General features: G+C 44.6%; 11 protein-coding genes. 5 read left to right on the top strand and 6 right to left on the bottom strand.

The window, feature by feature from the left end:
- The first annotated feature begins 148 nt into the window (after positions 1 to 148).
- The gene (pepF, locus tag OCV57_RS11625) at positions 149 to 1,951 is read left to right on the top strand and encodes an oligoendopeptidase F (RefSeq protein WP_267301687.1); all 1,803 of its coding nucleotides are present in this window, start codon (positions 149 to 151) and stop codon (positions 1,949 to 1,951) included.
- A 359-nt stretch (positions 1,952 to 2,310) separates the two neighbouring features.
- Here the strand turns inward: pepF and OCV57_RS11620 are convergent, their stop codons facing one another.
- The 4 genes from OCV57_RS11620 to OCV57_RS11605 all read right to left on the bottom strand — a co-directional run bounded on the left by OCV57_RS11620 (position 2,311) and on the right by OCV57_RS11605 (position 5,440).
- A complete protein-coding gene (locus OCV57_RS11620; protein WP_138339096.1) occupies positions 2,311 to 2,574 on the bottom strand; it encodes a DUF6171 family protein in 264 nt (87 codons plus the stop codon).
- A 58-nt stretch (positions 2,575 to 2,632) separates the two neighbouring features.
- Complete coding sequence (locus OCV57_RS11615) at positions 2,633 to 4,267, bottom strand: DAK2 domain-containing protein (RefSeq protein ID WP_267301685.1); 1,635 nt, start codon at positions 4,265 to 4,267, stop codon at positions 2,633 to 2,635.
- A gap of 41 nt (positions 4,268 to 4,308) precedes the next feature.
- Positions 4,309 to 4,656, bottom strand: a complete 348-nt coding sequence (locus tag OCV57_RS11610) for an Asp23/Gls24 family envelope stress response protein (RefSeq protein ID WP_022288646.1) — start codon at positions 4,654 to 4,656, stop codon at positions 4,309 to 4,311.
- Between the two features lie 133 nt (positions 4,657 to 4,789).
- Positions 4,790 to 5,440 carry an HAD family hydrolase gene (locus OCV57_RS11605; protein ID WP_117958045.1) on the bottom strand — a complete coding sequence of 217 codons (651 nt, stop codon included), beginning with the start codon at positions 5,438 to 5,440 and terminating at the stop codon, positions 4,790 to 4,792.
- Between the two features lie 233 nt (positions 5,441 to 5,673).
- Here OCV57_RS11605 and OCV57_RS11600 point away from each other — a divergent pair, with 233 nt between their 5' ends.
- The 4 genes from OCV57_RS11600 to OCV57_RS11585 all read left to right on the top strand — a co-directional run bounded on the left by OCV57_RS11600 (position 5,674) and on the right by OCV57_RS11585 (position 9,561).
- Positions 5,674 to 7,110 (top strand): uracil-xanthine permease family protein, encoded by a 1,437-nt coding sequence (locus OCV57_RS11600; protein WP_267301684.1) that lies wholly within the window; start codon positions 5,674 to 5,676, stop codon positions 7,108 to 7,110.
- Positions 7,111 to 7,202: 92 nt separating this feature from the next.
- Positions 7,203 to 7,832: a uracil phosphoribosyltransferase gene (upp, locus tag OCV57_RS11595; protein WP_117859597.1), complete on the top strand. Its 630-nt coding sequence runs from the start codon at positions 7,203 to 7,205 to the stop codon at positions 7,830 to 7,832.
- A 239-nt stretch (positions 7,833 to 8,071) separates the two neighbouring features.
- On the top strand, positions 8,072 to 8,872 hold the full coding sequence (locus OCV57_RS11590) for a glycosyltransferase family 39 protein (RefSeq protein WP_267301683.1): 801 nt from the start codon (positions 8,072 to 8,074) through the stop codon (positions 8,870 to 8,872).
- Positions 8,873 to 8,874: 2 nt separating this feature from the next.
- Positions 8,875 to 9,561 carry a glycosyltransferase family protein gene (locus OCV57_RS11585; RefSeq protein WP_267301682.1) on the top strand — a complete coding sequence of 229 codons (687 nt, stop codon included), beginning with the start codon at positions 8,875 to 8,877 and terminating at the stop codon, positions 9,559 to 9,561.
- Positions 9,562 to 9,607: 46 nt separating this feature from the next.
- On the opposite strand, the gene OCV57_RS11580 is transcribed toward OCV57_RS11585, so the two are convergent.
- Complete coding sequence (locus OCV57_RS11580; RefSeq protein ID WP_267301681.1) at positions 9,608 to 11,044, bottom strand: murein hydrolase activator EnvC family protein; 1,437 nt, start codon at positions 11,042 to 11,044, stop codon at positions 9,608 to 9,610.
- A 51-nt stretch (positions 11,045 to 11,095) separates the two neighbouring features.
- Positions 11,096 to 12,553 carry a murein hydrolase activator EnvC family protein gene (locus OCV57_RS11575; RefSeq protein ID WP_267301680.1) on the bottom strand — a complete coding sequence of 486 codons (1,458 nt, stop codon included), beginning with the start codon at positions 12,551 to 12,553 and terminating at the stop codon, positions 11,096 to 11,098.
- Between the last annotated feature and the right edge of the window lie 132 nt (positions 12,554 to 12,685).

The raw sequence follows: 12,685 nt of genomic DNA, 5'->3' as shown, positions 1-12,685 counted from the left end.
TATCGTGTATTATTTTACAGTTCACCTGCCCTAATTTGACAAAAGTACGTCAATGGAGTATAATGTAACCAGCGTTACGCAAATTAATTATAGGCAATACCACACAAGACAAGCCTATACCTATTATTATAGAAACGAGGTCATGAAAATGAGCGAGGAAAGAATACCTAAGAGAAGTGAAGTGCCTGAACAGTTCAAGTGGGCACTGGAGGATATTTATGCCACTGACGAAAAGTGGGCGGAGGACTTGCAAAAGCTTAAGGCTATGCCTGAGAGGATAGCGGCGTTCAAGGGCAGGCTTAGCGAGAGTGCTGACACGCTTTATGATTTTATGCAGCTTTCAGACGAGATATCTGTTCTTTGCGACAGCCTTGGCAACTATGCTCAAAGACGTTCTGACGAGGACACTGCAAATGCAAAGTATCAGGGCTTTCTCGGTCAGCTTATGAACGCTTATGTTGCAGTAAACTCAGCAGGAAGCTTTGAAACACCTGAGATCATTTCTATCGAGGAGGATAAGCTTCAGAAATTCTATGAGGATAAGCCTGAGTTGAAGCTTTATAAGCGTGCGCTGGATAAGCTCCGCCGCAAAAAGGCTCATATCCTCTCTGAGGCTGAGGAGAAGATACTTGCCCTGACTGGTGAAATGGGTCAGTCCCCTGAGAATATCTACTCTATGTTTTCTGACGCAGACCTGCGTTTCCCTGACGCTGTGGATAAGGACGGCAAGGCTCATCAGGTCACACACGGAAGCTATATCCCACTGGTGCAGAGCGAGGACAGAATACTGAGAAAGTCGGCTTTCGAGTCTATGTACGGCACATTTGACAAGTTCAAGAACACCTGTGCGGCAACACTGTCGGCACAGATAAAAGCGGTAAACTTCTATGCAAAGGCAAGAAGATATGATTCAAGTCTTGAAGCCGCTTTGGACGGAACAGAAGTACCTGTTTCAGTGTACAAAAACCTTATTGAAGCCGTTCATGACAATATGCACTATATGTACGATTATGTTGCACTGAGAAAGAAGCTTTTGGGCGTTGATGAGCTGCATTTCTATGATCTTTATACTCCTGTTGTTCCTGACGCAGATATGAAGATAACCTTTGAGGAGGCTAAGGAAACTGTCCTGAAAGCCCTTGCACCTATGGGTGAGGATTACCTTGCAATACTCAAAGAGGGCTTTGAAAACCGCTGGATAGACGTCTACGAGAACGAGGGCAAAACAAGTGGAGCATATTCCGCAGGTGCAAGAGTTCACCCTTATGTGCTGCTCAATCATAAGGATACACTTAACTGTATGTTTACTCTGGCGCACGAAATGGGTCATGCTATACACTCGTATCTTTCAAATAAAAATCAGCCTGTGGTATATTCAGATTACGTTATCTTCGTGGCAGAGGTAGCCTCAACTTGCAACGAAGCCCTTCTTATGCAGTATCTGCTGAAAAATACCGAGGATAAAAAGCAGAGAGCGTATCTTATAAATTACTTTCTTGAACAGTTCCGTACCACACTTTACCGCCAGACAATGTTCGCAGAGTTTGAGCTGAAAATAAATGAAATGGTAGCGGCAGGGGAGAGTCTGACAGCCGAGGGGCTGAACGAGCTTTACGGCCAGCTAAACAAGCTTTATTTCGGTGACGGAATAGTGCTTGATGATGAGATAAAATTGGAGTGGGCAAGGATACCGCACTTCTATTATGACTATTATGTTTATCAGTACGCAACAGGCTATTCCGCAGCTATCGCACTTTCACAGAGAATATTGAAGTATGGCGAACCTGCGGTAAAGGATTATATAGGCTTCCTGAAAGGCGGCTGCTCAACTGACCCTATCTCATTGCTTAAGGGTGCAGGTGTAGATATGGCAACAACTCAGCCTATTAATGAAGCACTTGCAATGTTCGGAGAGCTTGTAAAGGAAATGGAAGAAGCAATGGCGGAGTGAGTGAGGAGTGAGGTAAGTGAGGAGTGAGGAGTGAGGAATGTGCATAGCTGAACCGAGCAAATTACTAAGCACCGAGCGAAGCGAGCAATAAAGCGCAGGCTCAAGCCCGACGCTAGAGGGCTTGTGGGGTCAAGGGGCAAAGCCCCTGCGGAGTATGAGGCAGAGCCTCATTCGGCGACAGCCGACTAAGCGGTGCAGAAAAGTAAAAAAGCACACAACAGTAAAAGAAATAATAAAGCGGTGTCGGAGAACAAATCTCTGCACCGCTTTTTCCTATCCCATTAAACAAAGTAAAATCCGCAAAGAGCGACAGCGATTTTGCGGCACAACAAACTATCCCCTACAATCAAATGCTGCCTTTACCACTTCTTATCTATATCCGCACAACGCATACCTATCTTCAACGCCCTCAGTTCAACATAACAGCCGCATAAAACGCACATTCCGTCCACAAGCTTTTCGCAATCCTTGCAAAACGCCAAACGCCGACGATACTCTTCCTCCGATACCCTCTTGTCCGCAGGATATGTCGCAATGTGCGAACGCATATCACGGAGAAAATCATTTTCGTCCATATTCTCCAACAGGCATTTTCTGCACTGAACCTTTGTTATATCACTCATAAAAATTTCTCCATTGTACAAAAAAAGCGGACAGCTCAATGCCGTCCGCCTTGTTATCTTATTCTACAGAAATGATGTAGTAGTAAACAGGCTGACCGCCGTTTATAAGGTTTACATCAAGATTTGAGAACTTCGCAGCTACCTGCTTTTGCAGTGCCTCGGCCGCCTCGTCTGTAACGTCTGAGCCGTAAAGGATCGTGATGAAGGAACTGTCGCCCTTAACAAGCTTCTTTGTGAGCTTGTAAGCTGCCTTTGAAACGTCTTTTTCCACAAAGCTCAGCTTGCCGTTTTCGATGCAGAGTATCTCGCCCTGCTTGATAGCGTGACCCTCATAGTCAGAATCCCTTGCCGCAAATGTTACCTGACCTGTGGCAACTCTTTCAAGTGCATTGGTCATCTCAATGCGGTTTGTGTTGAAATCAGCGTCAGGGTCAAATGCCAGCATTGCTGACATTCCCTGCGGTATAGTCCTTGTCTGAAGCACGCATACCTTTCTGTCTGCAAGCTTAACAGCCTGCTCAGCCGCCATGATAATGTTCTTGTTGTTTGGCAGAACGAAAACCGTTTCAGCAGGGCATGACATTATTGCCGCAAGTATATCCTCTGTGGACGGGTTCATGGTCTGTCCGCCCTTAACGATGCAGTCAACACCGATATCTCTGAACATTGACTCAATGCCGTTTCCTGCCGCAACTGCAACAAAGCCGTACTGCTTTTCAGGCTTTGCAGGAACGAACTCCTGTTTTGCTTCTTTCTGTCTGGCCTTGTGCTGGAGCTTCATATTTTCTATCTTTGGCAGATTGATATAGCCAAATTCAAGACCCTTCTGGATAGCCTTACCAGGGTCGTTGGTATGAACGTGTACCTTTATTATCTCATCGTCCTCGACAACTACAACGCAGTCACCTATGGTTTCAAGATAAGCTCTCAGCTTTGATGAATCGTCAGCGTCAGCTTTCTTTGTGATTATCATTTCAGTGCAGTATGTGAAGTGTATCTCACAGTCATACTGACCAACAGTAGCCGCAAATGTGTCGACTGTTACCTGCTGTTTCTGTGCAGGAGCATCGGCCTTTACTATTTCGCCACCCTTGAATACATCTCTCATTGCTTCAAAGATAATGAGAAGTCCCTTGCCGCCTGCGTCAACAACGCCTGCCTTGGCAAGTGCAGGGAGAAGCTTTGGTGTTTCGTTCAGTGAAAGTTCAGCCTGTTTGCAAACTTCCTCCATTATAATAATAGGATCGTTTGTGGAGTGGAGCATTTCTCTTGCTTTCTCCGCAGACTCTCTTGCAACTGTCAGGATAGTTCCCTCTGTAGGCTTCATTACGCTCTTGTATGCTCCTGAAACGCCCTGTTCCAGCGACTCCACAATCTCATTCGCACCCATTTCCTTCTTGCCTGCAAGTCCTTTTGCAAAGCCTCTGAAAATAAGCGAAAGTATAACGCCTGAGTTTCCTCTTGCACCTCTAAGAAGTGCAGAAGCTGTTGTGCTTGCCACAACTGAGCAGTCTGTATCGTCGCTGAGATTTTCAAGCTCTGCTACGGAATTTGTTATAGTCATTGACATATTTGTTCCTGTATCTCCGTCAGGTACTGGGAACACGTTAAGCTCGTCAACTGATTTTTTCTTGTTAGATATGCTGTGTGCGGCACTTATGACAGCGTCACGCAGCAAGCCTCCGTTTATCACTATAGTTTTCCTCCTATACTGTTATAGATATCCTAGGACGTTCAGCCTTTCATTTCGTCAACGTAAACGTTCACAGATTTAACGTTGACACCTGCCTGCTCTGTCAGAACATAATTTACCTTGTGAATGATGCTGTCAACGATAGCTCCGACATTTATGCCGTAGTTCACAGTGATGTGCAGGTCAACGATAAGCTCGTCCCCGTCCTGACGGATTATAACGCCCTTTGTGGTGTTCTCTTTTTTTAGCATTGCAGAAACGCCCTGTTTTGCACCATAGGCGTTAAGTCCTGCCACGCCGAAACAGCTTTCGGCAGTATCCGAGATAAGCTGTCTGAGATATCCAGTGGATATACCTATAGTTCCAATGTGGTTGCGAAACTTTATCACAGAAAACAACTCCTCTTGATCGTGGCAGGATCACAAGCTTATTTCTTATGCCGCCACATAATAATTTATTTTATTATATCATAAACATTTGACTTTTGCAATAGGTTTTCGCTCTTTTGTACACCTGTCAAATTTATCCCAGAAGCCATTTTGCGGCTTCCAGAGGCGTTTCGGCTATATACACCGCACCTGCCTGAGAAAGCTCCTCTCTTGTGCCGTAGCCGTAAAGCATACCGATGCAGTCTATGCCAAGAGCCTTTGCACCCAGTACGTCATGATACCTGTCGCCTGCCATTATCACCTGTGAGCGGTCATTAACTCCGCAGTTTTTCAAAGTGTGCACGATAACGTCCGCCTTTACGCTCCTAGAGCCGTCAAGCTCAGCACCGCCTATGTAGTCAAAATACTGTGCAAGGTGAAAATGCTCCAGTATCTTCACCGCAAAGACCTGCGGCTTAGAAGTCGCCACCGCAAGGTGAAGCCCAGCCTCTGACAGCTTTTTAAGACATTCTTCAACGCCGTCATAAACACGGTTCTCGAAAATGCCCTTGGTGGTGTAATATTCACGGTAGTATTTAACAGCCTGCTCGCATTTTTCATCATCAAAGCCGTAAAAATCCCTGAAAGAGTCTTTCAGCGGTGGGCCGAGAAACTTTGTCATCGTGCCCATCTCAGGCTCTATGCCGAACTTTTTCAGTGCGTATACAGCCGAATTTATTATGCCCTCGCCCGACTCAGTAAGCGTGCCGTCAAGGTCAAAAAGAACATATCTGTAATTTTTCATGTCATTACCTCACATAATACAATATATCAATTGCTATTATAACGCAAAACAGCTTATTTGTCAAAGAAAATGGGCAATTACGCACAAAAAATCCTGCTGAAATACGGCATTTAGCTCATTGACAAAAATATTGTTATAAGTTAAAATTAAAAAGGCGGTTTGTGTCAAAACGTACCGCAAAGAAGTGTTTTCCATTTATATGGGAAAAGAAAAAATATGAATGAGGTGTTATATTGAAACTTATTTTTGATGTTTCAGACAAGCCAAAGGCTGGTCAACTGGTAGTGTTTGCACTTCAGCAGATGTTGGCTATCCTTGCGGCGACCATCGCTGTGCCGCTTATTATCGGCAACGGTCTTACTCCTGCGGCTGCAATGTTTGGTGCAGGTGTGGGAACTATAGTTTATATCCTTTTTACAAAAAGAAAAAGCCCTGTGTTCCTCGGTTCGTCCTTTGCTTTTTTAGGCTCAATGGCGGCGGCTTTTGCAGGCGGCGTTTCAATGCAGCTTGGTATGCTTGGACTTATCGTTGGTGCATTCCTTGCAGGACTTGTATATGTCGTTATCGCAATAGTAGTAAAATTTGTTGGAGTAGGCTGGCTCAATAAGCTCATGCCTGCGGTGGTAATAGGACCGACCGTTGCTATAATAGGCCTTTCCCTTGCAGGAAATGCTATCGGCGACCTCGTCAAAGGCGATGTTACAAAGCAGGTAACAGAGTATGCGGTGTCAACAGACAGCGGCACACCTGAGATTATAGAAACTGTATCCAATGTGCCTGTTGGCTCGTCATATGTGGCTCTTATCTGCGGACTTATTACCCTCGCAGTGGTAATGCTTTGCTCAACATATGGCAAGAAAACACTCAGACTTATACCTTTTATAATCGGTATCCTCGTAGGCTATGCAGCCGCAGCGATCTTCACTGTTATCGGCAATATATGTGATATTGACGCACTTAAAATAGTAGATTTCAGCGTTTTCAGCAGCTATATGCTCACAGACGGCAGCGTTTCACTGAAAACCTTTGTTAGCCTGCCTGACTTTGCGTTCGTTTCAGGTCTGAAAGGTCTTAAGGAGTTCGACTTCACATATTTTGCTACTATATTTGTAGCCTATGTGCCGGTTGCACTTGTTGTTTTTGCAGAACACGTTGCTGACCATAAAAACCTTTCTTCTATTATCGACCATGACCTCCTTGAAGAGCCCGGTCTTACAAGAACGCTTCTCGGCGACGGTGTAGGTTCTATCGCAGGCGCACTGTTCGGCGGCTGTCCGAACACAACATACGGCGAGTCCGTTGCTTGCGTTGCTATCACGGGAAATGCTTCCGTTATTACTATCTTTGCAGCAGCTGTCGGCTGTATGCTGTTTTCCTTCATCACTCCGCTTGTTGCGTTCGTTGATTCTATCCCTGCCTGCGTAATGGGTGGCGTTTGTATTGCTCTTTACGGCTTTATCGCAGTTTCAGGTCTTAAAATGATACAGGACGCAAACCTTGACGATAACAGAAATCTCTTTGTTGTGTCAGTTATCCTCATTGCAGGTATCGGCGGTCTGACACTCACATTCGGTGATATAACACTCACAGAAGTAGCGGCAGCACTTATCCTTGGCATTCTTACAAACGTTATGCTCTCAAAGAAAAAAGGCAACGCAGCCAAGAAATAATTATAACAAAATTGCAGAGGCTAACAGTGTTCGCACGTTACTGCACACAAAAAAATGCGAATTTATAAATCATTACGAAAGGAAATCGGAAAATGGGAAACGTAAATATCATCAATCACCCGCTTGTAAAGCACAAAATAACGCTTATGCGTGACGAAAACACAGGAACAAGAGAGTTCCGTATACTTGTGGAAGAGGTCGCAATGCTCATGGGCTACGAGGCTATGAGAGATCTTCCAACAGAGGACGTTGAGGTCAAAACACCTATCACCACAAGAAAGCTCCCTATGCTCTGCGGCAAAAAGCTTGCTATCGTGCCTATCCTGAGGGCAGGTCTTGGCATGGTAAGCGGACTTCTTGCACTCGTTCCGTCTGCAAAGGTCGGTCATATCGGTCTTTACCGTGACGAGGTCACACACGAGCCTCACGAGTATTACTGCAAGCTCCCTGATAGAATAAACGAGCGACTTGTTATTGTCTGTGACCCAATGCTTGCGACAGGCGGATCTGCGATACAGGCTGTTGACTTCTTGAAAGACAAGGGCTGCAAGAACATCAAGTTCATGTGCATAATCGCTGCTCCTGAGGGTCTTGACGCTCTGAGAACGGCTCACCCTGATATCGACATTTATGTAGGCAACCTTGACGAAAAGCTTAACGAGGACGCTTATATCGTTCCTGGTCTTGGCGACGCAGGTGACAGGATCTTCGGCACAAAATAATGGTCTTATACTAATACTCGCTGCTTTGTTTTTTGCAACAGAGCGGCGTTTTTTTTGTTTACTTCACTAAAAAAACTTTAAAAAGTTCATTCAATTTCAGTTGTTAAAATAATTGAAACTTATTTTCGTTGATGATATAATTCAAATGTAGAAATATAGAACAAAATAAATAAACAGGGCGAACTCATGTAAAAAAATATATTATGAGGATACATCCTAATAAGGAGATAAAAATGTTTGTGAAGAAAACCGGCCGATTTTTTGCGGTCACAAGCATGATCGTGTGCTGCTGTTGCACTGCAACTGTGTTTATCTCATACATAAAACGCAGTAACATACGAATGCTTTGTCTTGGACCATTTTTCCTTGCGGCGGCGATAGTGTTGTATATTGCTCTGAAACGCTGTGAAAAGAAGCTTACCAAAAAGCGTGTCAGACTTATATTTGCTTTTTTCTGCCTGATTTTGCTTGCATTGCAGATATTGTTTGTGCGTTATCTTTATTACAATTACGAAATGGTTGACCCCAAAATAACAGGGGAGTTCGCAAAACGCTTTGTCATGGGTGAAGATCTGGGGAGCATCAAAGAAAGCTATCGTATTTATGCTGCAAAATACCCTAACGCATGGGGCATGATATATTTGCAGATACCATTTTTCGCCTTATGGAAGCTTTTCACCGGCGGCGTGAGCATCTATGCGGGGCAGACCTTTAACGTAATTCTTATTCAACTTAGCGTAATAATGACCTTTCTCGCAGGGGAGAGGATATTCAAACTTAACAGTCAAAGGCTTTTTTGCGGCATTATTTCGGCACTTATGCCTGTTATGCTTCTGTATACGCCGTTTTTTCATTCTGACACAGCAGGCATGATATTTGTAAGCTGTACTCTTTATTTTCTTACCCTTGCGGTGAAAGAAAAAAGCAAAACCAAAAGCGTTGTTTATGCTCTTATAGCAAGCCTTTTTATCGCACTTGGAAACACTGTAAAGGGAAGCATTGCAGTAATGCTGATTTCAGTAATGATATTTTTGTGCTGAAAATGGGTGTAAAAAGGGGAGCTATCCTGAGCCTTGCGGCCGTTATGCTGTTTATTGGCGTTTCAAAGGCGGCATACTATGGCGGTCTTTCTATGGGTATCTCTGATGAAAAAATGGTAGACAGATATCGTTTCCCTGTTACACACTGGATAATGATGAGCCTTAACAGCGAATACAAGACCCACGTTGACGAGGACGTTGACTTCACTATGTCATTTGATACATATGACGCCAAAAAGCAGGCGAATATCCGAGAAATAAAAGCCCGCCTTGAAAATATAAGCACCCCTTATGAAGCCTGCAAAATGGCTTATCACAAAGTCGCCAGAACGTGGGACAGCGGTGGTTTTTCCTATGGCAAATATCTATCACGCTCCGACCCCTCAGGAGATCTGCGAGAGGTATTGAACAGTCGCTTGCTTGGTAGCTATGTAGACGGCTATCACAGTGCAATGCTCATAGCAATGGCGTTTGGTGCAGTTTATGCCGCTGGCAAGCGTCGCCACTCTGTTTTGTTTTTCAGCATAGTGACTCTCACGGGAGTTATACTCTTTTTCCTTATCTGGGAAAATCCACCGAGATATATCGTCACATTTATCCCAGTGATAATGCTTCTTTGCACTGCAGGAACAAGATTTATCACAGCGATTATTTCACGTTTTTGTAAGCGTGCGAGTGCTTCAAAATAAGATAAAAAAAGGCCTCTTATGTTTTTTCATAAGAGGTCGATTTTTTTTATTGTGTAACATCAAGATAGAACGCAGGGTTCAATATATAACCCTGATAGCGTATCTCAATGTGCAGGTGGTCGCCTGTTGAAAAGCCGGTCGAACCCATTTTGCCGATAACGTCGCCTTTTTTCACCTCGTCGCCTATCTCTACATCTACCTCGGAAAGGTGTCCGTAAAGGGTAATGAATTCGTTGCCGTGGTCGATGATAACATAGTTTCCATAACCGCCGCCACAGCCGCAGGACTCCTCCTTGCCGTAGTCATGCGTGCAGGTGGTGTTTATCTTTATGACCTTGCCACTGCATGAAGCGTGAATAGGCGTGCCATGAGCCGCAGGAATGTCAAGACCCGTGTGATATGAGCCCCAGCGTGCGCCCACGCCTGATGATACGGAGTAAGCCCCCGGAACAGGCCATGCGAAGTAGTAATCAGGCTCGGTATCTCCAAGCTTTTCGCCCTTGTCAAGGCGGTCATTTATCTCCTTGTGAAGCTCCTCAAGCTTCACATCTGCAAGTGCCATTGTGGCGGAAACTTCGTTATCTCTTGCTGTTCCGCCTGAGCCTGACGATTTCAGTATGCCGGAAAGGCTGCCCTCAAACTGCTCACGCTCCGCCTCATAGGCTTCGTTCTGCTCTCTGAGCTTCTTCTGCTTAGCTTTAAGCTCCTGCTGTGTTTTGGTACTGGAGCGGTAAAGCTGACTGAGCATATCTTTCTGCTGTGTATACTGTGTGTACTGAGCGTCATACTCGGCTTTCTGCTTGTCAAGGGTCTTTTGCATACCCTCATATTCAGTTTTGAGTTTTATAAGGTTATCAATGATAGTGTCATCATGGTGTGCCACACGCTTTATAAGCTCTAATCTCATGAGTATGTCATAAAAGCTGTCTGATTCCAAAAGCATTGTGGTGTAGCTGTCCGACCCTGCGATATACATTGCCCTTAATCTTTGTTTAAAGTCCTCTATGCCCTTGTTTATCTCAGCCTGCTTCTTATCGATATTTCGCTGATTGGTGTTTATCTGAAGCTCCAGTGCGGTCATGTAAGATTTGAGAACGTCTATCTCGTCATTTATAGAATCTATCTTTTCTTTCAGAAGCTTCTGCTTTTTCTCGTTTTTCTCAATGTCCTCATCATATTTGTCGAGCTGTTCGTTTATTTCCGTCTGCTTTTTTGATAGCTCTCTTAGCTGTTCTGCATACTGTGTGATGTCAAAACCTGTTGACTCCTCCTGAGAATTATCGTCATTTTCTGTTTGTTCATCGCTTTGCTGACCTCCGTCAGCCACAGAGTCAGTATAGCTATAGTCCTCCCCCTGCGAGCTTTCAGTGTCCGCTGAGGTTATCTTCAAAGACGAATTGTAGCTGCTTCCTGCAATACCAGCGGTAACAGCGAATGCGATAATGAAAGTGAGAATGCGTTTTAAGCTGTAAAGCCTGTTCATGAAATAAAAGACTCCTTTGGTTGTGGGGCAAGACCTTTCGGCATTGCCTGTTTATACATAATTTGACGGATTCTGAGCCACGCCGTTCAATCGCACCTCAAAGTGCAGGTGGTCGCCGGTTGAATATCCTGTTGAGCCGACAATACCCAGAACGTCGCCCTTGTTGACGTGCTGACCCTGTGTTACGCTCATATACTGTGAGTGACCGTAAAGAGTCCAGTAGCCGTTGCCGTGGTCGATTATGCAGTAGTTTCCGTATCCACCGCCGCAGCCGCATGAGCCGTTCTTGCCATAATCGTGTGTGCAGGTGTTGCTGACGAGTATAACAGTACCCTCAGCGGCAGCGCATATCTTTGCGCCTCTTATTCCAGGAGACCAGATGTCGATACCCTTGTGATAAGCGCCCCAGCGCCAACCCACGCCGTAGGAAATATGATAATAACCCGGCACAGGCCATGTAAACTGGCTCTTGTCGGTATAATTGTAGTCACCGTTATTGGTAGAAGATTGACCGCTGTTAGAGGTGTTGCCGTTTGCATTAGAAGATGAAGAATTGCCGTTATTATTCTGCTGTTGCTGCTGTTGTTTACGTTCTTCTTCCTCTCTTCTCTTACGTTCTTCCTCTTCTTTTTTCTTACGTTCCTCTTCTTCCTTCTTTTTGATCTGCTCCTGCTCCTTGTAAAGCTTCTGGAGCTGTGCCTCGAAGTCATCCTGCTCCTTGTTTATCTGCTCCTTATTAGCTTCATAAGCCGCCTTATCTTCCTCAAGCTGGTCGATAACAGCCTGACTTTTTGCATAAAGGTCGTCAAGCTTTTTCTTCTGCTCAGTGTGATAGGCCTTTTGTTCCTCAAGGGTAGTTTTGTTAGTTTCAAGGTCAGCCTTGTTGGCTTCAAGCTCTGTTTCCTGAGATTCATACTCGCCTTTAAGCTCAACAAGTCCGTCGATCATGGTGTTGTCATGGTCAGCCACTCTTTTGACAAGCTCTATTTTCATAAGCATATCATAAAAGTCCGTCGAACCAATAAGAATATCGGTGTATGAACTATTTCCAGCAACATACATTGCTCTAAGACGTTGTTTGAAGTCAACAACGCCATTTTCTATCTCAGTTCTCTTGTTTTTTATTTTTATTTCGCTCTTTGCGATAGCCTCTTCAAGGTCGGCTATCTCAGTTTCAAGGTCAGTGATAGAATCCTCAAGGGTCAGTATAGTTTCCTGAACAGTTTCTATCTGCTCTTGGATCGCTTTCTGATTTTCTTCCTCCTTGGAGATATCGTCCTTTGTGCTGTTTATCTGCTTGTCAAGGTCAGCCTGCTTTTGTTCAAGCTCGCTTATTTTATCCTTGGCAGAGGATATTTTTTTCTTGTTGTTCTTTATTGCCTGACTTTCTGCAGAAGCGTTCTGCGCTGTCATGACCGGCTGTGTGCCGCCTGCAAGCATTGTCATGGAAGCAACTACGGCGATAGTGAAAGCCAATACTCGCTTCATTGTGAATATACCTGTTTTCATACCTGTCCTCCGTCTTAAAAAAGACCATTTTTACACGTTTTTATCTTCCTCTAACGCATTATCCCGCACGTTCTTTCTTTTTTTATCTCATATCAGGATATGCTTTAAACTGCAACAAAAGGCAGTCTAAAA

The sequence above is a fragment of the Hominimerdicola aceti genome (assembly GCF_025567495.1).
In the GTDB taxonomy this organism is placed as follows: Bacteria; Bacillota; Clostridia; order Oscillospirales; family Ruminococcaceae; genus Hominimerdicola; species Hominimerdicola aceti.
Note: the sequence above shows the minus strand (reverse complement) of the source record. Positions and strands in the feature narration are given on the sequence as shown.